The following is a 23,354-nucleotide window of genomic DNA, read 5'->3' as shown; positions in this document are numbered from 1 at the left end:
ATGAAAAAGATTGAAATATTGGCATTTCCCTAGTTTGAATCTATTGCATACCACTAGGGGGTATGTTAACGTAGAAGAGAACATTATGAAAGGGGGGCTTTAGATGACCGACGGCGATGAGAAAGTATTAGATTGCTGTGAGCATACAACGGCAAGAACAAGCCACCACTCAGAGGAAACAAAGCGTAATCTGGTCCATCGTCTTAATCGTATTGAGGGACAGATACGCGGAATCAAGGGCATGATCGAGAAGGACGTTTATTGCGATGATGTCATTACCCAAATTGCAGCAACACAGTCAGCACTGAATTCAGTTGGCAAGCTCCTGCTTGAGGGCCATATGAAGAGCTGTGTGCTCGAGAGAATACAGGATGGGGACACAGAGGTTCTGGATGAAGTCTTGATTACCATACAAAAATTAATGAAAAAATAGGAGGAATAAAGATGAAAACAGATGTATTGAAAGTAAGCGGTATGTCTTGCGGACATTGTGTAAAGGCAGTGGAGGAGAGTGTAGGAGGTCTTGCAGGAGTGAAAACGGTCGCTGTTGATTTAAACGGGGGCAAGGTTGAGGTTTCTTACGATGAAAGCGCGGTTACGCTTGATGCTATTAAGGAAACCATTGATGACCAAGGATATGAGGTAGAATAACCCCCCTTATAGGCCATTGGTTTCTTCCTTAGAGAGGTGAAAGGAATGAAGGAAGTTCATTTTCAAGTGACTGGAATGAGCTGTGCGGCTTGTTCAGCACGAATAGAGAAGGTTCTTGGCAAGATGGACGGAATCGAAGAGGCCAACGTTAATCTCGCTACCGAGACATCCACAGTAGTGTACGATCCTAAAAAGATAACTGTACAGGACATCAAGGATAAGGTGGAGAAAATCGGATATGGTGTGGCAACGAAGCAGACGAATCTCGTCATCTCAGGAATGAGTTGTGCTGCCTGTGCAACGAGAATTGAAAAAGGCTTATCAAAAATGGACGGTGTCATTGGGGCAAATGTGAATCTTGCCTTAGAAGAAGGTACGGTTGAATATGATGAAAGCCAGGTGTCTGAGAGGGACCTGATTGAGAGAGTCGAGAAGCTTGGCTATCATGCAGCGTTGAAAGAGGATGCAGAAGCAAAAGAGGATAACCCGCGCGAGAAGGCCATTAAGAAACAGCAGTGGAAGTTCATTATTTCGGCTATCCTGGCTTTTCCATTGCTATGGACGATGTTCGGACACTTTAGCTTTACGTCATGGATGTATGTGCCGGAGTTCTTGATGAACCCATGGGTGCAATTAGCCCTTGCGACACCAGTTCAGTTTATTATCGGCTGGCAATTCTATGAGGGGGCCTATAAGGCGCTTCGCAATGGAAGTGCCAATATGGATGTTTTGGTCGCACTCGGAACATCGGCTGCCTATTTCTACAGCTTATATGAAGCCATTAGAAGTGCAGGTCATGCTGGCCATCATCCAGCTCTCTATTTTGAAACGAGTGCCATCTTAATCACGTTGATTTTGCTGGGCAAATTGTTTGAAGCAAAAGCGAAGGGGCGTTCCTCAGAGGCTATTAAGAAGCTGATGGGCCTCCAGCCGAAAACTGCTGTTATTATTCGTGACAATGAGGAAGTGACCGTTCCGCTTGAGGAGGTCCGTGTGGATGATCTTATTTATGTGCGGCCAGGAGAGAAAATTCCGGTCGATGGAGAGGTCATAGAAGGATCCTCCAGTGTGGATGAATCCATGCTTACAGGAGAAAGTGTACCGATTGATAAACAAGCTGGAGATAGGGTGTATGGTGCAACACTCAATAAGAACAGCTTCCTCAAGATTAAGGCGGTTAAGGTTGGCAGGGATACAGCGCTCGCGCAAATTATTAAAGTGGTCGAGCAGGCCCAGGGCTCTAAAGCACCTATCCAGCGATTGGCTGATAAAATTTCCGGGATTTTCGTGCCAATCGTCGTCGGAATTGCCATCCTTACCTTTATTGCTTGGTATTTCATCGTTTCACCAGGCAATTTTAGTGAGGCATTGGAGAATACGATTGCTGTCCTCGTTATTGCCTGCCCGTGTGCATTAGGGCTTGCTACGCCGACCTCCATTATGGCAGGTTCCGGCAGGGCGGCTGAACATGGCATTCTATTTAAAGGTGGAGAGTATTTAGAAACATTCTATCAGATTGATACGGTTATTTTTGATAAAACGGGGACGCTTACCTATGGAAAGCCTGCCTTAACGGATATCAAGCTGCTGGGTCAATGGAGTGAGGAGGAAGTGCTGCAGATTGCGGCGGCTGTTGAAAAGCCCTCTGAGCATCCTCTGGCTGAAGCAATTGTGGAGGCGGCAAGAGAACGCCAGCTGCAATTAAAGGCAGTCTCGTCCTTTGAGGCTGTTCCGGGATATGGCGTTGTCGCTGAGCTTGATGGCCGGCAGATTCGTGTCGGTACAAGGCGCTTGGTCGAGCAGGCAGGCTTGCCCATTATGGACGTTGAACCATTGATGGCTGAATTAGAGAGTATGGGCAAAACGGCTATGATTGTGGCCGTTGATGAAGAGATTGCCGCAGTTGTGGCTGTTGCTGATACAATCAAAGAAGAATCCGCTCGTGCTGTCAAAGAACTGCAAACCCAGGGTATTGAAGTATGGATGATCAGCGGAGATAATCAGCGTACGGCGGAGGCGATTGCTAAGCAGGCAGGAATCACGCATGTCATCGGGGAAGTGCTCCCTGAAGGAAAAGCTAATGAGGTTCGCAATCTTCAAACGCAAGGCAGAAAGGTTGCCATGGTCGGTGACGGGATTAATGATGCCCCAGCGCTTGCATTGGCTGATGTCGGCATTGCAATCGGCACAGGCACTGATGTGGCGATGGAGGCGGCAGATATTACGCTGATGAAGGGTGATGTGCAAGGTGTTGCCGATGCTTTATATGTAAGCAGGCAGACCATGAGGAACATCAAACAGAATCTTTTTTGGGCATTTGGCTATAATGCATTAGGCATTCCGGTGGCTTTCTGCGGACTGCTTGCCCCATGGCTCGCAGGAGCAGCGATGGCGTTTAGCTCGGTCAGTGTTGTATTGAATGCTTTGCGTCTGCAAAGATTAAAACTCTAAAGAGCGAATGAGCGGTGGGGAACAAACTGATTGTTGCCCACCGCCCATTTTTGTACATATTATCTTGAAAAAGAAGGCAAGAATGTAGATTTCGGTCTTCCTGCCGATAATTAAGCCGATGGATGCTCCCTTCTCGACTTGGGGATTTCATCCTGATACGATAGGTTTATTATGGTTAAATGCCTTAAAAACAGGGCAAAATCTATCCATGTGTTTTACCAATGTTACAGCCATTTTACAATATGATTTTTTTCCCGATTTATGAATCTTTTTTACGTTTAATTCGTCTAAAATATAAGGGAAGAAAGAACGGACTTATTATTTGTCTAGAATAAGTATTTCGATGCGTTTAAATAGATTGGCAGTTGCGTGCTCAGACAGGTATTTCTGAATGGGTATATGTCGGAGGGGTTTGTAATAATGAGAAGTGTTAAGAGAGATTTCATCTATCTTCATAAACAAGAGGCAGAACATTTCGTTGCTTCGTTTGGGATTGATTTCTGCTCCTTCATGCAGGCAATGAAGGAGTTGCCTGAGAATTTATTGCTGCTTGACCATCCTTTCATGGATGTTGAATTTGACATGCATACACACTTTAATTATGTAACCTTTCCATCCTATAAGCGGTTTTGCAAGGAGAACGGCAAGGAAATCGAACAGCTGGTCTGGATGGACTTTGAGGATATTGACGGCCTGGAGGAGCTTGCTCCGTGGGAGATTGCCGAGATTTTATATGTGCGGCATACCTTTAATCATTTACGTTCCCCTTTTTATCAGAAAATGAATAATCGCTTTGTCTATTTAACGCAGGAGGATGGCCTCTATAATAAGATTTACTATCGCAGCTGGCAGGATTTCTATGAGATTCTATCCAGAATGATTCCTGAGCTGGCCGAATGGAGCAAGGCGGAGCGAAGCTTTTTTGGCACAAAGAAAAAGGTCAGTCTGCCTGATGTGCCGCAAGAAATGATCAAGCAATTGTCCCCAATCTTTAATGAAGGTGCCATTATCAGCTTCGAGAAATCTATTAATACGAGGCAGACAGCTGAAATACCAGTATGGTCTGTCGGGGACTTCTCCCATGAGGATGACCTTGAGCATGAGCTGAAAAATGTATATCGTACAAGGCAGACAGCGAAGCTTGTTTTCCAGAAGAAACAAAAAGAATGGACGCTTGTTCGTTAAATTAATTAACCTCCCTATAAAAAGGGAGGTTTTCTCTTTTAAAATATTCACAACCAGGATGAAAAAATGCATATAATAAGATGAATGTGTGATTTGCCCAGAATGGACTATTCAGCTCGCAGGATTCATTTCATGTTCTGAAGGGGAATGATACAATAGACTATGGATTAATTAACGGAGGTACGTTTAAATGAAAATTAGACTTGGGTTATTATATGGCGGAAAATCTGCTGAACATAAAGTGTCAATGCAAACAGCGCTTGCTGTGATTAAAGCATTGGATGCTTCTAAATTTGATATACATCCGATTTACATAAATGAAGAGGGTCAATGGATCAAGGGACCTCAGCTTGAAGGGCCGGTCGAATCCGTGAAACAATTGGAATTTGGCACGAATGAGGGAGCCATTGAAGCAACTGGATTTAACAGCATTGTCCCACAAGAATCTGGTGAAGGCTTTGACGTTGTCTTCCCGCTTCTGCATGGACCAAACGGAGAAGATGGAACGGTTCAAGGATTATTAGAGCTGTTGAATATCCCTTATGTTGGAAATGGTGTGCTTGCTTCCTCTGCAGGGATGGATAAGGTTGTTATGAAGAATATCTTTGCACAGGCAGGACTTACACAAGTGGGATATTCATCCTATCTTCGTTCAGAATATACAGGCAATGAAGAAACAGTTTGTGACGAAGTCGAAAAAGAGATCGGCTATCCTTGCTTTGTGAAACCAGCTAATCTCGGCTCAAGTGTTGGAATCAGCAAGGCAGACAATCGTGAGGAGCTTCTGGCAGCCTTTGCGGAGGCGTTCCAATTCGACCGCAAAGTCATCATTGAAGAAGGTGTCAAGGCGCGTGAGGTTGAGCTTGGTGTGATTGGCAATGATTATCCGGAAGTGTCTGTCGCAGGTGAGATTATCCCGAAAAAAGATTTCTATGATTATAAAGCGAAATATGAAGATGGGGATACGGCTTTAGTTATCCCGGCTGAGATCACTGAGGAAGAATATGCGAATCTCAAGGAAATGGCTATTAAAGCCTACAAAGCATTAGATTGTTCTGGATTAGTGCGAGCGGACTTCTTCTTGACTGCGGAGGGTAAAGCGTATATTAACGAAGTGAATACCATGCCTGGATTCACGCCGTTCAGTATGTTCCCGCTGCTATGGAAGCATACGGGCGTAGAATACCCGCAGCTGATTGAAAAGCTTATCCAATTAGCTCTTGACCGCCATGCGGAAAAACAAAAAATTAAATACACCATCTAAGCCTATAGATGTATTGATAAGGGTAAGTACATGCTGAATGGTATGTACTTACCTGAATTTCAGGGACGAAAATGTAATGGAGGATTAACATGATTAAACGTACACTAGCTGAAATTGCAGCCATGGTAGACGGACAAATTCACGATTCAATGAAAGAGGTCGTGGTAGCGGGCGTCACAACAGATACGAGAAAAATCACGAATGCCAATCTTTTCGTGCCGCTTCAAGGAGAGAAAAGCAATGGTCATGACCATGTCCAGCAGGCATTCGAGCAAGGAGCTTCAGCGAGCTTTTGGGAACATAGTCAGCCGAATCCGCCAAAAGGGGCAGCCCTCGTCTTTGTTGATGACAGTCTAAAGGCCTTGCAGCAATTAGCAAAGGCCTATTTGAATGAGCTCGATACGAAGGTGATTGGCATCACAGGCTCAAATGGGAAAACGACGACAAAGGACATGACGGCGTCCATATTGGGAACGAAATATCGTGTCCACAAGACAAGCGGGAATTTCAATAATCATATTGGCCTGCCGCTGACTGTGTTATCGGCTCCTGAGGATACCGAGATGCTAATCCTGGAGATGGGGATGAGCAGCCGCGGGGAAATCTCGCTCTTATCCAAGATCGGACAACCTGATGCAGCCATCATCACGAATATCGGGGAATCCCATCTGCTTGACCTTGGCTCAAGAGAAGGAATCGCTGACGCGAAAATGGAGATTGTAGAAGGGCTCAAGCCGGACGGCGTCTTAATTTATAATGGTGACGAACCTCTGCTCATTAACAGAGTTACCGACCTGGAAATCCGTAAAATCTCGTTTGGAAGAAGCCTCACGAATGATTACTACCCGCTTAAGATTGAATCGGGGCAGGATGACATGAAATTCACGATTGAAAAGGAAGGTCAGCATGAATTCCTTCTGCCGGTGCTTGGTACACATAATGTATTAAATTCGATGGCAGCCATTGCTGTCGGCAGGGAAATGGGCGTTTCCTTTGATGAAATCGCAAAGGGTCTCAGTGAGCTGAAATTAACGAATATGCGGATGGAGGTAACCTTCGGTGCGAAGGGTGAGAAAATCATTAATGATGCCTATAACGCAAGTCCAACTTCCATGAAAGCAGCCATTGAGCTCGTGAAAGCCATGACAGATGCCACGAAGAAGATTCTCGTTCTAGGTGATATGCTCGAGTTAGGACCAGAAGAAGCTGCCTACCATTACAAAATGGGAGAACTCATAACAGAAGAAATTGATTATGTATTAGCATATGGGGAATTGTCTGCCAATCTAGCAGAAGGGGCGAAAGGGAACCTTGGCGCAGAACGCGTCTTCCACTTCGATGATAAACAGGCGCTCGTTCAGAAATTAAAAGAGCTTACAGAGCCTCACGCGCTGGTGCTTGTGAAGGCATCCCGCGGCATGAGACTTGAAGAGGTTGTTGGAGCTCTATAAGGGTTAATAAAAAGAGGTCATTTGTTTCATGCGGTAAAGCATAAATGGGTGACTTCTTTATTATTTTTATTCATAACCTTATAATAAAAATAAGGAAATGGGTAATATATTAAATAGACAGAATTAGGGGTATAAAATGATCGGATGCCTTTTTATTCATGGATTTACTGGTTCTCCGCTGGAAGTGGAGCCTTTAATGGAATATATAAAAGAGCGTACAGACTGGGTCACAGCCTGTCCGGTTCTCCCTGGACATGAAGAGGGAGGCAGTTTAAGAGGCATATCCTATACCGAATGGCTGGATGCAGCAAGCAAGGCGCTTGATGAACTGCAGTGTCAGTGTGATACAATTTATGTAGTTGGCTTTTCGATGGGTGGCATGATTGCATCCACATTAGCGGCTCATCAATCGATTGATAAATTGGTTTTGCTTTCACCAGCCGTTTTCTACTATTCGCCGAAACAGCTCTCCATCGAGATTGGGGAACTGTGGCGTGAAATGCTTCGCGGACAGCTTAAAGATAATGCTCTATATCTCCGCTATCATGCGAAGATTAAGCATACACCGCTTTCTGCAGCTATGCAGTTTAGAAGGCTGGTCAGACAATACCGGCCGCGTCTGCAGGATATTTCGGTGCCCGTCTTTATTGCTCACGGCCTCCAGGACGGCATTGTACCGTATAAGAGTACCCAATATGTATATGACACCGTAGCATCGAAGGAAAAAACAGCAGTGTGGCTTGATGAATGTCATCATTTGATTTGTCATTGTGAGAATAATCAATGGCTCTTTGGAAAAGTGTATGAGTTCTTGCACACATAAAAAGGCTCATGTATATTTTAGCAGTCCACAATATTTGCAATCCGGCTATGTATTTGATACCATAAAGTAATTACATGCGTTTCATGAACATTTTCCAAATGAATTGGACTTATGAACTCATGCTGCCGGGGGTATTTTCGGCCGCTTTTTTTTATGAGATCGAACCCTGTGCGACAGGAATATTGAACTGACACCTAATCCTGTTAGACAGGAATGAAAAATATATTGAAGCAATTGTTAAAAACACCTATTTGAAAAAGGGGTAGAAAAATTAATGGCATTATTTAGTGAATTAGGAATTAGCCGCAACACATTACGAGCAGTAGAAAAAATGGGGTTTGAAGAAGCAACTCCAATCCAATCTGAGACGATTCCTCTCGCATTAGAGGGCGGAGATCTAATTGGACAGGCTCAAACAGGAACTGGTAAAACAGCTGCTTTCGGAATTCCGATGATTGAAAAAATTGATGTAAAGAAAGACGAAATCCAAGGTTTGATTATTGCTCCAACACGTGAGCTGGCAATCCAGGTTTCAGAAGAGCTTTACAAAATTGGAGCAGGCAATCGCTCCCGCGTCCTTGCAGTATATGGCGGACAAGATATTTCTCGCCAAATCCGTGCGTTGAAAAAACGCCCGCATATCATCGTTGGTACACCTGGACGCCTTCTTGACCATATCAACAGAAAAACGATTCGTTTGAACAATGTTCATACAGTCGTTCTTGATGAAGCGGATGAAATGTTGAACATGGGCTTCATCGAGGATATCGAATCCATCTTGTCTTCTGTGCCTGATGATCACCAAACCTTGTTATTCTCTGCGACAATGCCTGATCCAATCCGTCGTATTGCCGAAAGATTCATGCATGAACCAAAAACTGTTCGTGTAAAAGCAAGAGAAATGACTGTACCGGCAATCAGCCAATACTATGTACGTGTTCCTGAAAGAGAGAAATTCGATACATTAACACGTCTTATCGATATTCATACACCAGAATTGGCTATCGTTTTTGGACGTACAAAACGCCGTGTTGACGAACTTGCAGAAGCATTGACCGTTCGCGGCTATACTGCTGAAGGAATCCATGGTGACTTGACTCAAGCACGCCGTATGTCTGTTCTTCGCAAATTCAAAGAAGGCACAATCGACGTATTGGTTGCAACAGACGTTGCTGCCCGCGGTCTTGATATCTCAGGCGTTACTCATGTATACAACTTTGATATTCCACAAGACCCAGAAAGCTATGTTCACCGTATCGGCCGTACAGGACGTGCCGGTAAAGAAGGTATGGCGATTACATTCGTCACACCGCGTGAAATGTCCTATCTTGAAGTCGTTGAACGCACAACGAAGAAGAAAATGGAGCGCATGAAAGCACCAACAGTAACAGATGCTCTTGAAGGTCAACAAAGAACAGCTAAAGAGAAGCTTTATAATGTAGCTTCCTCTGAAGATCTAACTGCATACCTTCCACTTGCAAAGGAAATGCTTGAAGATCAAACCGCTGAAGACCTAGTAGCAGCAGCATTGAAATTATTCGTTAAAGAGCCGGATGAGAAACCTGTAACGATCACTGAAGAAAGACCGTTGCCATTCCGCAAAGAAAGCTCCTACAAAGGAAAAGGCGGAGGCGGCAAACGTCCGTACAATCGCGACGGACGCTCTGGAGACAGAAGACGTAGCGGCGGCAATAATCAAGGCGGACGCAGAAAGTCTTACAGCAACTCCAAACCAAAGAACCAAAGCAAATAATCAATCGATTGATTGACATAAGCCAGCCCGAATAGGGGCTGGCTTTTTTTTATGCATTCAGGTTGTAGAAGCTTCGTGAGGTGAGAATTCGGAAGGGTGTAATGAGGGAGATCCCCTTCAGTGTTCTGTGTCGTCTGCAGATATGGGATGACGGAAGCTCACTTTTGAAGAGAGTAAAGGCTGATTTCATGTTTTAAGGGCGAAATCACCTGCTTAAGGGCGAAAACATACGGTTTATGGGCGATGTGTTGAGGGTAAGGGCGAAATCCAAGCCGTCTGAGCGAATCTCTTAGGGTAAGGGCGAAAATCCATGTTGTATGAATGTAAGATGAGTCTCAGTAGGTCCCTCTCATAAACAAAAATCTCCTTGCCCATACTAAGGGCAAGGAGATGGTGTTTAAAAATGACTTATATTCGATTAGGATATGTGGCGATGAGCGTGGAGCTGCAAAATGCTTCCCCGTCACAGACAATGACCTATGCTCAGTTCAGTAAGCTGAAAGACCGCGAGGCAGCTGTAAGGAAGCTTGAACGAATTGCACAGTCGAACCTTCATAATTGCTTACGTTTACTGAAGCATAATGAAGCAAGTGGGATAGAGTTTTTTCGCTTTTCCTCTAAGCTTGTTCCGTTGGTTGACCATCCAGACCTAGCGGATTGGCCGTATATGAATGCGTTAAAACAAGAGGCCGCTGAGATTAAGCAGTACTTAATTGAGCATCCGTACATGAGGGTAGATTTCCATCCAGACCATTTTATCGTACTCAATAGTCAGGACAAGGAGGTGCTGAGGTCCTCCATCAAGGCGTTAACCTTTCATTACAGGATGCTGAAGGCGTTTGGTATATTCCCAAAGCATCGATGTGTGCTCCATGTCGGCGGGGGTTATAATGATAAGGAGCAGGCTCTGGAGCAATTCATTTTGAACTGGGCGCATGTGCCGGCGCCGATTCAGGAAATGATTATCTTAGAGAACGATGATACCCTTTTCGGTGCAGATGATGTTTTATATTTATGTGAAAAATTAGGGATACCCTTTGTATTTGACCTGCATCATCATAAAATGAATCCGCAAGGTGAGTTTGAAGAAAAGTGGGAGAGGATTGCTGAAACATGGGGGCATTCTCCGCTCCCGGTAAAGGTTCATTTATCCTCACCGAAGGATGCGAAAAATCCAAAGGCGCATGCAGATTATGTGGAGGTTACTGAAATTGTTGAGCTCATGAAGGGAAACAAGAGGGCTGCCGAACAGATTGATGTTATGCTTGAGGCGAAGCTGAAGGATGCTGCTGTGTTCCGTATGGCAGAAGAGCTGAAGCATACTCCTGGGTTTAAGCAAATAAAAGGAGCGTGCTTCAACGTCAGCCTGCTTTGATTATATCCTGTTCAAAAATAGAGGAGCGAGTAGGAATCCGGCTGCCAGTCCGCCAATATGGCCGACCAAGTTTACAGATGTCTGCATGAAGGATAGGACGACCGAAAGAACAATTAAGGCTAGAATGGTCTGTGAATTTTGGCGGGTCATCAGATGTTTCTTATATAATAAGATATAGGCATAGCAGCCAAATAGTCCGAAGATGGCGCCGCTTGCTCCCACATGGACATACATAGCTGGCATTGTCAGTAAAGTAATGACATTGGCCAGGATGCCGGACAGCAAGAAGAGCAGGCTGAAGCGCGCTGTTCCGGCCAGGGACTCAATTCCGGGGCCAATGATGATTAAGGTAAAGAGATTAAAGAGGATGTGCGGAAAATTGGCATGCATGAAAATCGGTGTAACCAGCCGCCAGTATTCTCCCTCGCTGATGAGAAAGTTGACACCGCTGAGAGAGGTGAAGATATCAATGCTAGGCAGAATAGGCAGGGCAGTTGCCGCAAATAGAATGGCACAGATAGCAGCGATAAGGCTTACGGCTGGGTAGAAGCGTATAAATTGTGAAAAGCTTTCTGATCTAGTGAACATAGGCATCATCCTATCGAATAAATATTTTGAATAAAAGGCGGGCGATTCATGATACAAGGAATTGGGTTGGATATAGTGGAGTTGGACAGGGTGCGTGATTTGCTTGACCGCAAGCCGAAGTTTGCGAGCCGAATTTTGACTCCTGAAGAAATGGAGATTTTTGAGAGCTTAGGCGAAAGGAGGAGAATTGAGTGGTTTGCCGGTAGATTCTCCGCCAAAGAGGCCTTCTCAAAAGCTGTCGGCACAGGGATAGGCAAGGAGCTCTCGTTTCAGGATATTTCCATTATACAAGAAAAAAGCGGAAAACCAATCATTCGGCATTCCCTCTCCTATGCTGTTCATCTTAGCATCACGCATACGAGTGAGTATGCGGCTGCCCAGGTTATTCTCGAGGATAGGTCCAGATAGAAATTCAATGTGAAGGTACATAATTAGACGGGCTCTCTCATATATTCAATTAGCGAATAGGAGAGACAAGGCCTCATTCATTCCCATGCGCCGATTGATGTAATCAGACAGTAAGAGAGTAATAGAGTTTGCTGTTTAAGGTCGTGCTGATGGCGTGTTTGTGCCTTATCCTCTCCCTTTTACTTACTAATGTAAAAAGGGGATGAGAAGCTTTGAGGAGGTTACTAGTGCTGATGTTTGCATTGTGTTTGATGTTTGCATTGGCGGGCTGTGGTCAGAAATCACAAACAGATGTGGTCGATGCACTCGAGAAAAAGATGTCTGAGATAAAAGGGTACAAGGCTGATGCGAAAATGACGCTTAAGATGGGTTCAGAGCCGCAGGAGTATGATGTAGAGGTCTGGTATGAGGCTCCTTCTAATTACCGAGTTAATTTGAAGAATGCCCAGAAGGACCAAAGTCAAATTATTTTGCGTAATAAGGAAGGGGTATTTGTTTTGACGCCGGCACTTAATAAGAGCTTCCGCTTCCAAAGTGAATGGCCGAAGAACAGTTCCCAAGCGTACTTATATGAATCTCTTATCATGGATGTGAGCGATGATAAGGATGCGACCTTTAAGACAACAGATGATAGCTATGTATTTGAATCGAAGACCCGCTATCAGAATAATAAGATGCTTCCTTTGCAAATCGTGGAATTTGATAAGAAGACTCTGGCGCCTAAGCGTGTTGCAGTGATGGATTCGGACCGCAATACACTTGTAGAAGTAAGCTTTGAGAAAACGACCTTCAATCCGGATTATGAAAAAGGTGCCTTTGACGTCAGCAAGAATATGACAGGTGCCCAGCTGGAAGTTCCAGTCATGACAACTGAGGAGGATGTTGATCTTGAGGTTCAATATCCAACAGCTGAGATTGATGGAGTCGTATTGGCGGGTGAGAAGATGATTGAAACGGATGAGGGACAAAAGGCTGTTCTCACCTATGCTGGGAAAGAAAAGGAATATACCTTGATTGAAAATAACTCCAAAGTTGTAACAGAAGCAGCCGTGACGACGGTAACAGGCGAGCCGATAGACCTTGGCTTTACAGTTGGTTACATGACAGACAATTCTATCTCCTGGTCCTATGAAGGAACAGATTTCATGCTGGCAGGCAAGAACCTGACCATGGATGAATTACTGATGGTGGCCAAATCAGTGGCGCCAGTTGGAGAGAAATAATCATCATGAGATAGGTCCGCGCATATGCGGGCCTTTTATTTTGCCTATGAAAGATTGACTATCGTTTGAAATAGGAGAATAATGAAAACACAGAACTTCAAAAGGAAGGTACAGCAATCATGATGAGCAACCAATTTTACCGTGATACATGGGCTGAAGTGAATCTAGACCACGTTCAAGAGAACATAAAAGCAATTAAGGGACTATTGCCGGAGGAGACTTCTATAATGGCAGTCGTAAAGGCAAATGCTTATGGACATGGCGATATTCAAGTGGCCAAAGCCGCCCTTGGTGCAGGTGCGACTTCTTTGGCTGTGGCCTTTTTGGATGAGGGAATCCGTCTCCGTGAGCTTGGGGTAGAGGTACCGATTCTTGTCCTCGGTTCGACGCGTCCGAGTGATGCTCCTATAGCTGCAAAGTATGGCATCCGTGTAAATGTGCACAGCAAGTCCTATGTCGAGGAAGCGCTCAAGGTTCTTGATGGCAGCGAGCGTCCCTTATATATTCATATTAAGGTCGACACAGGGATGAGCAGACTCGGCATACGCACCAAAGAAGAAATGAAAGATCTTGAATATATTTTACAGAATCAAAATAAAATACAGGTAGAAGGTGTTTTCACTCACTTTGCTAAAGCAGATGAAATAGAACTGGACCATTCGGAAAATCAGCTTACAAAATTCATCTCCATTCTTCATAGTATGGACACTCTTCCGCCGATGATTCATACGAGCAACAGTGCCGCTTCGATGAGGATGCCTGAGGCCTATTTCAATATGGTTCGGGTTGGCATTGCTATGTATGGACTGAGCCCATCGCCGGAAATCAAGGATGAACTTCCAGTTAATCTTAAGCCTGCCCTGTCTCTCTATACAAAGGTCAAGCAAGTGAAGCAAATTCATGAGGGTGACACGGTCAGCTACGGAGGCACCTATGAAGCAAAGGGTGAGGAGTGGATCGCCACACTGCCAATCGGCTATGCAGATGGGTGGATTCGCAAGCTTTCAGGACAAAATGTACTGATTAAAGGCAAGAAAGCGCCGATTGTAGGAAGAATATGCATGGACCAATGTATGGTGAAGCTCGATGAACCTGTTGAAGAGGATGCAGTCGTAACATTGATTGGGACGGATGGTAATGAAGCCATTACAGCGGATGAGCTTGCAGAGAAGCTTGAGACCATCAATTATGAAATAACATGCCAGCTTTCAAGCCGTATTCCAAGAGTCTATAAAGCAGGGGGAAAGACAGTCGAAATTGTCAATATGTTATTTCGTAAATGATTTTTCAACACATTTTTGAATAAAATCCGTATAAACTGCGGGGAATTAGCTTCATAATAAGAAAGAAATGTACTAGACACCTTTCTTTGAGGTGGTATTGATGTTAAGATATAAAAAAAGGACTAAAGTGGTTTGTAGTGATGGTGGAGGTGTTTGCCTGTGTCTGAGTCCAGTGCAACAACAGAAATTCTAATACGCTTGCCCCAAAATTTGCTAAGTGAGTTGGATGGATACGTGCGAGAAGAAAATGTGAATCGAAGCGAATTTATTTATCAAGCAACGAAGATGTACTTGCAAGAACGTAAGAAGAAGGAATTTCGTGAATCTATGCGCCGTGGATATATGGAGATGGCTAATATCAACTTGACTATGGCAGCTGAAGCCTTTCAGGCCGAATATGAAGCTGAACATGCTGTGGAGCGTTTAGTCAGCGGTGAATAAGGGTTTAAATGTTAAACGTGGTGATGTATATTTCGCTGATTTGTCTCCAGTGGTAGGATCTGAGCAAGGCGGAGTCAGGCCTGTCCTAGTCATTCAAAATGACATAGGGAATCGATTCAGCCCAACCGTAATCATTGCGGCAATTACGGCTCAAATACAAAAAGCGAAACTGCCGACCCACGTAGAAATTGATGCCGAGAAGTATGGATTCGAACGAGATTCTGTTATTCTGCTCGAACAAATTCGGACAATTGATAAGCAGCGATTAACTGACAAGATTACGCAGCTAGACGATGAAATGATGAAAAAAGTCGTGTATGCTCTTCAAATTAGTCTTGGTCTGGTGGACTTATAAAGTGAATATTCAGCAGTCAATTATGTTCTGCAGTAAAAAGCTATCAAGGGAATAATCTTGATGGCTTTTTTTATTTGCCTAAATTTGGATTAAATATTACTGTTATATGTAAAATAAGGATTTTTTGAGTAAATGAAAAAAAGCGGGAATAAAAGCATGTGGTTCAAAATTTAGGGTAAATAATTATGTTTTTGACTAGAAGAAGCCCCCGCATTCTGATTTCCCATTTTTCATCCTAGTGTTTATAATGTGGTTATATAGAACATTTGTAATTATCGAATTAATATTGTCATTGGCATAGAGGTTAAGCATTAGATAACTTTAAGGAGGAACTAATGAATAAGTTTGTGCAGAATTATATACAGGATCATAAAGGGGACATCCTTCAGAGCTGGGTTGACAAGATGAAGGAAAATGCGGATGAACGGGTAATCAATGTTGTATCTGATCAGGTATTTGTTCGGACAAGCAATGAGTTCATTGAGGTGCTGATATCCAATATTACGGACTCAAACGAAGAATTCCAATCTAAGCTTGGAGACTTCGCAGAGAAAATTATCCGTCTTGGCTGGCCTCTCACCTTTGTAAATGAAGGGATGAAATTATTTAATATCGTCGTCACAGAAGGTATGGTGAAAGAGGGCGTAATGACGAAGGACAACCAGTTGGAGATTGTCCTGGACTTTGATGAATGGATCACACCGTTGAATAATGAAATCATCAATGTGTATACATCTACTTGGGAAAGAACCGTTTCCCTGCAGCGTATAGCGCTTCAGGAACTCTCTGCACCGCTTATTCCGGTTTTTGAGGGAATTACGGTTATGCCTCTTATTGGCACCATTGATACAGAACGAGCCAAACAGATTATGGAGAATTTGTTAAGCGGGGCTGTTAGACACCGTTCAGAGGTTGTATTGATTGATATTACCGGAGTGCCTGTTGTAGACACCATGGTGGCGCATCACATTATACAAGCAGCTGAAGCTGTACGCCTCGTCGGAGCGAAATGTATGCTTGTAGGGATTCGCCCGGAAATTGCTCAAACAATTGTTAACTTAGGGATCAATTTAGATGAAATTATTACAAAAAATACACTAAAAAAGGGTGTGGAAGCGGCACTCCAGATTACGAATAGAAAAATTATAGAGATTACGGAGGAGTGACAATGAGAATTCCAATATTAAAGCTGCATGATTGCCTGCTAATCTCGATTCAATGGGAATTAGATGATGCGACAGCTCTTCAATTCCAGGAGGATTTATTACATAAGATCCATGAAACCAATGCGAATGGGGTCGTGATCGATTTAACGTCAATCGAGATTATTGATTCGTTCATTGCCAAGGTTCTAGGGGATGTCATTAATATGTCGAAGCTGATGGGTGCTAAAGTGGTGATTACAGGCATACAGCCGGCCGTCGCCATCACATTGGTCGAGCTTGGCATTACGTTATCTGATGTCATGACGGCAATTGACCTTGAAAAAGGATTGGAGAAATTACAGAAGGAACTGGGGGACTAGCATGATGAGTACCCAATCCTACGTAAAAATATTAAATGAGTGGGATATTGTTGCTGCCCGGCAAGTAGGGAGAAATGTGGCCAAGGAGTTAGGGTTTGGCACAGTGGACCAGGCGAGAATCACCACCACGATCAGTGAATTGGCGAGAAACATTTATTTATATGCAGGCCAGGGGGAAATCTGTATTGAGAAGCTATGGGATAACGGCAGAACAGGCTTGCGCATCATAGCAGAAGATAAAGGTCCTGGTATCAGTGATATCAGAAAAGTGATGGAGGACGGCTACACCACATCAGGCGGACTAGGTGCAGGGCTGCCTGGAGTAAAGCGTTTGATGGATGAATTTGATATTGACTCAGAAGTGGGAGTTGGGACGAAAATCACGACAACCAAATGGATTCGATAGGGGGGAGATGCGTGACGAAAAGAGAGTATTTGGAAAGAGATTACCGAGATGCTCTCTCGAAGTACTTAGCAGAGCAGACGGAACAGGCTCTATATTTGGGTCAGAAAATCAGCAAATCAGCCATGGAAAGTGACGTATCACCAGAAGAGATTATTAGTATCCATCAAAATGCGCTGAAACAAATCTTCCCTGACCTTTCGAGCGATGCGATGAATTCACTCGATTTCCTGCTTGAGGTGATGCTTGAATACGGCGTTGCTTTCCGTGAGCTCCAAAGCCTGAGGCACCAGCAGCGCGAGCTGAAAAGTGAAATGGAAATTGCGACAAATGTTCAGCAAACTTTGCTTGGCACAAATATTCCGGTTGTGGATAATCTCGATATCGGAGCAATCAGTGTGCCGGCCAAGCATATGAGCGGTGACTATTTTCACTTTGTAGAGGATGAACATAACCGGGTTGCTGTGGCGATTGCGGATATTATCGGGAAAGGGATTCCAGCAGCATTGTGTATGTCCATGATTAAATATGCGATGGATTCCCTGCCGGAGCACCGGACATCCCCAGCAAGTGTACTTGAGAGCATCAATAGAGTGGTTGAACAAAATGTGGACCCCAGTATGTTTATTACCATGTTTTATGGGTTATATGACCCTTCTAATCATATCTTTACATATGCATCAGCTGGACATGAGCCAGGGTTCTTCTATGATTATCAAGAAAATAAATTTACGGAGCTGACTGCAAGAGGGCTCCTGCTTGGGGTGGACAAACGGACGGTATACAAACAATATGAGCGGAAAATCGAAGTCGGCGACATGATTATCCTGCTCTCGGACGGCGTAACGGAATGCCGGACAAAGGAAGGGTTTATCGAGCGGGATACATTGGTTGAACTTATCCAAAAATCAATCCACCTTGATGCGCAGTGCATTGTAAATAATTTGTTTAAGAAGCTTGAAAAAATGCAGCATTTCCAGCTGCGTGATGACTTTACGTTAATCATTATCCGACGTAAGTTTTAGATTGGATAAAAACGGGTATTTATAAGAACGCTAAAGACATATTTTTTGAGGAGAGGGTCAATTAATGAATATATCTATTGATGTTCAAGATATAAATTCGGAAGTTCGTGTATACGTGAAGGGGGAGATTGATGCCTATACGGCACCTCGTTTAAGGGAGAAGCTTTTCCCGCTCTCTGATAAAGACAAAGTAGTAATGGTGGTCGATTTATCAGAAGTATCCTATATGGACAGCACGGGGCTGGGCGTATTTGTCGGTTTGTTTAAGAACGTCAGGGCACATAATGGTGATTTTAAGATCATCGGTTTATCCGAACGCTTGCATAGATTGTTTGAAATCACGGGACTTGCTGATATTATCCATATAAAAAGCCATGCAGAGGGTGGAGCACAATGACTGAGACATATGAATACATTGAGATGAAATTACCGGCCAAACCAGAATTTATCGGAATCATGCGATTGACGCTGTCAGGCATCGCCAGTCGGATGGGATTTTCCTATGATAGTATAGAAGATTTGAAGATTGCGACAAGTGAAGCTTGCACAAATGCTGTTCAGCATGCTTATAAAGGTAAGAATGAAGGGGAAGTAGTGATTGGATTCGGCCTTTATGAAGATCGCTTGGAAGTGATGGTTGTTGATAATGGACAGAGCTGCAATTTTGACGAAGTAAGACAAGGATTAGGTCCATACGAGAGAGACCAGTCTGTGGAATTTCTAAGAGAAGGAGGATTGGGTCTATATCTGATTGAGACGCTCATGGATGAGGTTAAAATACACCAGAATGAGGGTGTGACAGTGTTCATGACGAAGTTTCTTGAGGGGGAGCAGGTGGAGAGTGATGCAGAGACAATCTCAAACTAACGAAGAAATCAGAGCTCAAACTAAGGAACAAGTCACCCAGTGGATTAAGGCATATCAAGAGAATGGAGACCAGGAAGCACAAAATCAACTCGTCCTCCATTACCAAGGTTTAGTCGAAACAATCGCAAGGAAATATTCCAAAGGGAAATCTTATCATGAGGATATCATTCAGGTGGGCATGATTGGCCTGCTCGGGGCAATTCGCCGGTATGATGATTCCTTTGGCAAAAGCTTTGAGGCATTCGCTGTTCCGACTATTATTGGGGAGATTAAACGCTTTCTACGTGATAAGACGTGGAGTGTTCATGTGCCGCGCAGAATTAAAGAACTAGGCCCCAAGATTAAGACAACCGTAGAAGAACTAACCTCAACATTACATCGTTCTCCAAAGATAGAAGAGATCGCCAGATACTTGGATGTTTCTGAAGAAGAAGTTCTTGAGGCAATGGAGATGAGCAAGAGCTATCAAGCCTTGTCTGTTGACCATTCTATAGAAGCGGACTCAGATGGAGGCACCGTGACGTTGTTAGATATCTTCGGGAATATAGATGAAGGGTATGAAAAGGTAAATCAACGCTTGGTGCTTGAGAAGGTCTTGCACGTTCTAAGTGACCGGGAGAAGAAAATCATCCAATATACGTACCTTGAGAACTTAAGTCAGAAAGAGGCTGGCGACAGGCTTGGCATCTCGCAAATGCATGTATCCCGCTTGCAGAGAAGAGCCATTAAGAAACTGCAAGAAGCGATTAACGCTGAGAACTCGGAGTATATTCAGTGAAACATGAAATCCTGCGGGATAGCAAGGTTGAGGCAATTGCCGCTCAATCGTCTAAGAACGGCAAGGCCTTATGTGGGGATGATTACTTTTTCTTGGCAACTGATGATTATTTCATTTGTGTATTGGCGGATGGTCTAGGGTCAGGTGAATTTGCTCATGAATCCTCGCGCGCAGTGACTGATGTAGTTCGTGACTGCCATGAGGAAGATGTGGACTCATTAATGGATCGGTGCAACCGAGTGCTCGTTCAGAAGAGGGGAGCGGCAGTTGCTATCTTTAAGGTTTATTTCAAGGAGAAGAGATTCCGCTACAGCTGTGTTGGGAATATCCGGTTTTATCTTTATCCGCCAAATGGCGGCAAATTGGTTTACCCTCTTCCGGTGACAGGCTATATGTCTGGGAGGAAGCAGCATTTTCATACACAGGAATTTTCCTATATACCTAATTCGAGATTCTTGATTCATTCAGATGGGTTTGAAATGAGGGGCACAAAGAACTTTTTCGGGCTCTCAGGATCCCTGGAAGTATCAGCTAAGCAGCTGGAACATACGAATTCAGCTGCCTCAGATGACATAACATTTATATTCGGAAGTCTACTTGAATGAAACAAGAGGCTTCTTTTTTTATGTCTGAACTCCCCCCTGTGATTCCAGTATAAGGAATGTGGTACTATTAAGAGAAAAGCCCTAATAGAAAGGTTAGATTGAATGAAATCCAAAGAGGAACTAATTCGCCTAATAGCCAATCAGGCTTCCGTCAAAGAAAAGCAGGCTGCTAATGTACTGACGCTTCTGGAAGAAGGAAATACCATTCCTTTCATTGCGCGTTACCGTAAAGAAATGACCGGCTCGCTCGATGAGGTGCAGATTAGGACAATCTCGGAGAAATGGTCATACCTGGACAATCTGGAGAAGCGCAAGGAAGAGGTCCTGCGTATTATTGAAGAACAGGGGAAATTAACGCCTGAGCTGCGTAAGGAAATTGTGCAAGCAACGAAATTACAAATGATAGAGGATCTATATCGTCCTTATAAACAAAAACGCCGTACGAAGGCGACTGTCGCGAAGGAAAAAGGACTTGAGCCGCTTGCTGAGTGGGCTATCGCATGCCCTGTGTCCGGCAGCCCGCTTCAGGAGGCAGCGCATTATATCGATAGCGAAAAAGGAGTTGAATCCGCTGAGGAAGCCTTAGTGGGGGCGAGAGATATCATTGCTGAGATAATCGCAGATAACCCAGCCTTCCGAAAGTGGATCCGGGATGATACATACAAACGCGGTATGATTAAATCAGTCGTGAAGGATGAGGAGAAAGACGAGAAGAATATTTTTGAGATGTACTATGAATACGAGGAAGCAGCTGGAAAGATTGTCCCTCATCGTATCCTCGCCCTTAATCGTGGAGAGAAGGAGGGTGTCCTAAGAGTCAGCGTTAAAGCAGACGTAGATAGAATTCTCAGCTATATCGAACGCCAAGTGATCAAAGGAAAAACAGTATGTGAAGATCTCTTGAAGGAAGCGATTGAAGACGGCTATAAACGTCTCATCCAGCCTTCCATTGAACGGGAGATTCGCAATGAGCTCACCGATAAGGCGGAAGATCAAGCTATTCATATCTTCTCTGAGAACCTTCGCAACCTATTGCTTCAGCCGCCTCTTAAAGGAAAAATGGTGCTGGGAGTGGATCCCGCTTACCGGACAGGTTGTAAATTTGCCGTTGTTGACCAAACTGGAAAAATGCTGGAGATTGGAGTTGTCTATCCGCATCCGCCTGTTTCAAAAAGAAAGGAAGCAACGGAAAAGATTTTGCGGATTCTTAAAGAATATGAAATCGAGCTTGTCGCGATTGGGAATGGTACAGCCTCACGTGAAACTGAGCAATTTATCGTCGATACATTAAAGGGACAGCCTAAAGACATTTATTATTTAATCGTCAATGAAGCCGGGGCGAGTGTCTACTCAGCTTCAGATATTGCTAGAGAAGAGTTCCCTTCACTTCAAGTAGAAGAGCGAAGTGCCGTTTCAATCGCCCGCCGTCTGCAGGACCCGCTGGCAGAGCTTGTTAAAATCGATCCGAAATCAGTCGGTGTTGGCCAATATCAGCATGATGTTTCAGAGAAGAAATTGAATGAATCTTTATCCTTTGTCGTAGAAACAGCCGTCAACCAAGTTGGTGTTAATGTTAACACGGCATCACCATCCCTTCTCCAATACGTCGCCGGCCTCTCAAAAACAGTTGCCCAAAATATTGTGAAGAAGCGAGAAGAGGAAGGGGCTTTCACGGACCGGAAGGAACTGAAGGCTATTCCTCGTCTGGGAGCGAAGACATATGAGCAGGCAATCGGATTCCTCCGTGTGCCGGATGGGGCAGAACCATTGGACCGGACGGCTATTCACCCTGAGAATTATGCGGCAGTACGCTCTCTGCTGAAAAGCCAGGGGCTATCAACAGATGATCTAGGCAGTGAAAAGCTGCGAAAGGCATTGGCGCATGTTGATGTTCGTACGCTGTCAGTGGAATTAGGAGTTGGTGAAATCACACTTCAGGATATCCTGGACTCTTTAATGCGTCCTGCCAGGGATCCGCGTGATGAACTTTCTGCCCCACTCTTGAAGAAGGATGTACTTAAGCTTGAGGACTTGAAAGCGGGGATGGAACTCCAAGGAACCGTCCGTAACGTTGTAGATTTCGGAGCCTTCGTGGACATTGGCGTAAAGCAAGCGGGACTGGTGCACATTTCAAAGCTGAAAAACAGTTATGTAAAGCATCCGATGGATGTAGTCGCAGTAGGAGATGTTGTCACTGTCTGGGTAGAGAAAGTGGATGTGCCAAAAGAGCGTATTGCGCTAACGATGATTGCACCGAACTCTTGATCATAAAAGAAGCATTGCCTTGTTAGCTTTCTGAGGCAATGCTTTTCTTATAGAAATACCAGCATTGATTCAATAATAGGATTTGCTTGCTGTCTTTTTCATAAAAGGCACGCTGGATTTGATTTTGCAGCCAAAGGGGCATAAAGGAACCCTCCTTTGCCGATTAGATAGTTTAGTGTATGTTATACTGGGTTCGTTTGATACTATTTGAAGGGGGAAGCTGAGTTGACGGAAGAAGAATTACAAGCGCTCGTCGAAGATATCTCAATTAAACAGTTCCATAGGCCGTTTCTTCACAAAGCACTTTTCAATGCAAGGCTTCGGACGACTGGCGGACGTTATTTGCTTTCCAGCCATAATATTGAAATCAACCGCAAATACCTCGATGAGCTCGGGATGAAAGAGCTTGAAGGGATTATCAAGCATGAGCTATGCCATTACCATCTTCACTTGCTCGGAAGAGGGTATAAGCATGGAGATGCAGATTTTAAAAGGTTGCTCCGGGAAACCGGATCGCCGCGATTCTGCTCGGTACTCCAAAGTGCAAAACCCACTGTACACAAGATTAAGTGGGTGTACGAATGCCAATCCTGCCGTATGGAATACAGAAGAAAAAGGCGGATGAAAGAAATATG

The 23,354-nt window shown here is 44.2% G+C and carries 26 protein-coding genes; 24 read left to right on the top strand and 2 right to left on the bottom strand.

Translation table 11 applies throughout. The features are described from left to right. Positions 1-103: 103 nt before the first annotated feature. The 9 genes from AC622_RS18955 to uvsE all read left to right on the top strand — a co-directional run bounded on the left by AC622_RS18955 (position 104) and on the right by uvsE (position 10,953). Positions 104-433, top strand: coding sequence for a metal-sensitive transcriptional regulator (locus tag AC622_RS18955; RefSeq protein WP_049672459.1), 330 nt, complete (start codon positions 104-106; stop codon positions 431-433). A gap of 11 nt (positions 434-444) precedes the next feature. Continuing rightward, positions 445-651 carry a copper chaperone CopZ gene (gene copZ / locus AC622_RS18950; RefSeq protein ID WP_049672458.1) on the top strand — a complete coding sequence of 69 codons (207 nt, stop codon included), beginning with the start codon at positions 445-447 and terminating at the stop codon, positions 649-651. Between the two features lie 45 nt (positions 652-696). Then, positions 697-3,102, top strand: a complete 2,406-nt coding sequence (locus tag AC622_RS18945) for a heavy metal translocating P-type ATPase (RefSeq protein ID WP_049672457.1) — start codon at positions 697-699, stop codon at positions 3,100-3,102. A 420-nt stretch (positions 3,103-3,522) separates the two neighbouring features. Then, positions 3,523-4,287 carry a hypothetical protein gene (locus AC622_RS18940; protein ID WP_049672456.1) on the top strand — a complete coding sequence of 255 codons (765 nt, stop codon included), beginning with the start codon at positions 3,523-3,525 and terminating at the stop codon, positions 4,285-4,287. Positions 4,288-4,477: 190 nt separating this feature from the next. Further along, on the top strand, positions 4,478-5,551 hold the full coding sequence (locus AC622_RS18935; protein ID WP_049672455.1) for a D-alanine--D-alanine ligase: 1,074 nt from the start codon (positions 4,478-4,480) through the stop codon (positions 5,549-5,551). Positions 5,552-5,640: 89 nt separating this feature from the next. Further along, positions 5,641-7,002, top strand: a complete 1,362-nt coding sequence (locus AC622_RS18930) for a UDP-N-acetylmuramoyl-tripeptide--D-alanyl-D-alanine ligase (protein WP_049672454.1) — start codon at positions 5,641-5,643, stop codon at positions 7,000-7,002. Positions 7,003-7,138: 136 nt separating this feature from the next. Beyond that, positions 7,139-7,825 carry an alpha/beta hydrolase gene (locus tag AC622_RS18925; RefSeq protein WP_049672453.1) on the top strand — a complete coding sequence of 229 codons (687 nt, stop codon included), beginning with the start codon at positions 7,139-7,141 and terminating at the stop codon, positions 7,823-7,825. Between the two features lie 274 nt (positions 7,826-8,099). Further along, positions 8,100-9,578 carry a DEAD/DEAH box helicase gene (locus AC622_RS18920; RefSeq protein WP_049672452.1) on the top strand — a complete coding sequence of 493 codons (1,479 nt, stop codon included), beginning with the start codon at positions 8,100-8,102 and terminating at the stop codon, positions 9,576-9,578. 403 nt (positions 9,579-9,981) lie between these two features. Then, positions 9,982-10,953 (top strand): UV DNA damage repair endonuclease UvsE, encoded by a 972-nt coding sequence (gene uvsE, locus AC622_RS18915; protein WP_049672451.1) that lies wholly within the window; start codon positions 9,982-9,984, stop codon positions 10,951-10,953. On the opposite strand, the gene AC622_RS18910 is transcribed toward uvsE, so the two are convergent. Continuing rightward, positions 10,954-11,541 carry a rhomboid family intramembrane serine protease gene (locus AC622_RS18910; protein WP_049672450.1) on the bottom strand — a complete coding sequence of 196 codons (588 nt, stop codon included), beginning with the start codon at positions 11,539-11,541 and terminating at the stop codon, positions 10,954-10,956. A 48-nt stretch (positions 11,542-11,589) separates the two neighbouring features. Between AC622_RS18910 and acpS the strand changes: the two genes are divergently transcribed. The 14 genes from acpS (at position 11,590) to AC622_RS18840 (ending at position 22,719) form a co-directional block, all read left to right on the top strand. After that, positions 11,590-11,949: a holo-ACP synthase gene (gene acpS, locus AC622_RS18905; protein WP_049672449.1), complete on the top strand. Its 360-nt coding sequence runs from the start codon at positions 11,590-11,592 to the stop codon at positions 11,947-11,949. A 233-nt stretch (positions 11,950-12,182) separates the two neighbouring features. Next, on the top strand, positions 12,183-13,172 hold the full coding sequence (locus AC622_RS18900) for a LolA family protein (RefSeq protein ID WP_049672448.1): 990 nt from the start codon (positions 12,183-12,185) through the stop codon (positions 13,170-13,172). 119 nt (positions 13,173-13,291) lie between these two features. After that, positions 13,292-14,455: an alanine racemase gene (alr, locus tag AC622_RS18895; protein ID WP_439802448.1), complete on the top strand. Its 1,164-nt coding sequence runs from the start codon at positions 13,292-13,294 to the stop codon at positions 14,453-14,455. A gap of 159 nt (positions 14,456-14,614) precedes the next feature. Then, complete coding sequence (locus AC622_RS18890) at positions 14,615-14,896, top strand: CopG family ribbon-helix-helix protein (RefSeq protein ID WP_049672447.1); 282 nt, start codon at positions 14,615-14,617, stop codon at positions 14,894-14,896. Next, positions 14,889-15,251: a type II toxin-antitoxin system PemK/MazF family toxin gene (locus AC622_RS18885; RefSeq protein ID WP_049672446.1), complete on the top strand. Its 363-nt coding sequence runs from the start codon at positions 14,889-14,891 to the stop codon at positions 15,249-15,251. Before AC622_RS18890 ends, AC622_RS18885 begins: the two co-directional genes overlap by 8 nt. Positions 15,252-15,586: 335 nt before the next feature. Beyond that, positions 15,587-16,417, top strand: a complete 831-nt coding sequence (locus tag AC622_RS18880; RefSeq protein WP_049672445.1) for an RsbT co-antagonist protein RsbRA — start codon at positions 15,587-15,589, stop codon at positions 16,415-16,417. 2 nt (positions 16,418-16,419) lie between these two features. After that, a complete protein-coding gene (locus AC622_RS18875; RefSeq protein ID WP_049672444.1) occupies positions 16,420-16,776 on the top strand; it encodes an STAS domain-containing protein in 357 nt (118 codons plus the stop codon). A gap of 4 nt (positions 16,777-16,780) precedes the next feature. Then, positions 16,781-17,182 (top strand): anti-sigma regulatory factor, encoded by a 402-nt coding sequence (locus AC622_RS18870; protein WP_049673079.1) that lies wholly within the window; start codon positions 16,781-16,783, stop codon positions 17,180-17,182. Positions 17,183-17,193: 11 nt separating this feature from the next. Beyond that, positions 17,194-18,204: a PP2C family protein-serine/threonine phosphatase gene (locus tag AC622_RS18865; RefSeq protein WP_049672443.1), complete on the top strand. Its 1,011-nt coding sequence runs from the start codon at positions 17,194-17,196 to the stop codon at positions 18,202-18,204. Positions 18,205-18,268: 64 nt separating this feature from the next. After that, positions 18,269-18,601, top strand: coding sequence for an anti-sigma factor antagonist (locus AC622_RS18860; protein WP_049672442.1), 333 nt, complete (start codon positions 18,269-18,271; stop codon positions 18,599-18,601). Beyond that, positions 18,598-19,071, top strand: a complete 474-nt coding sequence (rsbW, locus tag AC622_RS18855; RefSeq protein ID WP_049672441.1) for an anti-sigma B factor RsbW — start codon at positions 18,598-18,600, stop codon at positions 19,069-19,071. The genes AC622_RS18860 and rsbW overlap by 4 nt, the downstream gene beginning before the upstream one ends. After that, a complete protein-coding gene (gene sigB, locus AC622_RS18850) occupies positions 19,049-19,849 on the top strand; it encodes an RNA polymerase sigma factor SigB (RefSeq protein WP_049672440.1) in 801 nt (266 codons plus the stop codon). The genes rsbW and sigB overlap by 23 nt, the downstream gene beginning before the upstream one ends. Further along, positions 19,846-20,454 (top strand): PP2C family serine/threonine-protein phosphatase, encoded by a 609-nt coding sequence (locus AC622_RS18845; RefSeq protein ID WP_049672439.1) that lies wholly within the window; start codon positions 19,846-19,848, stop codon positions 20,452-20,454. The genes sigB and AC622_RS18845 overlap by 4 nt, the downstream gene beginning before the upstream one ends. Positions 20,455-20,556: 102 nt before the next feature. Beyond that, positions 20,557-22,719, top strand: a complete 2,163-nt coding sequence (locus AC622_RS18840; RefSeq protein ID WP_049672438.1) for a Tex family protein — start codon at positions 20,557-20,559, stop codon at positions 22,717-22,719. 22 nt (positions 22,720-22,741) lie between these two features. Here AC622_RS18840 and cmpA read toward each other — a convergent pair whose 3' ends face one another. Beyond that, entirely contained in the window at positions 22,742-22,861 is a 120-nt protein-coding gene (cmpA, locus tag AC622_RS21135; RefSeq protein ID WP_156185668.1) for a cortex morphogenetic protein CmpA, read from the bottom strand. A gap of 83 nt (positions 22,862-22,944) precedes the next feature. Here cmpA and AC622_RS18835 point away from each other — a divergent pair. Beyond that, on the top strand, positions 22,945-23,354 hold a 410-nt coding region (locus AC622_RS18835; RefSeq protein ID WP_231589558.1), incomplete at its 3' end, for a SprT family protein.

Origin of the sequence: Bacillus sp. FJAT-27916, from assembly GCF_001183965.1 — a bacterium.
GTDB lineage: Bacteria > Bacillota > Bacilli > Bacillales > Pradoshiaceae > Pradoshia.
Note: the sequence above shows the minus strand (reverse complement) of the source record. Positions and strands in the feature narration are given on the sequence as shown.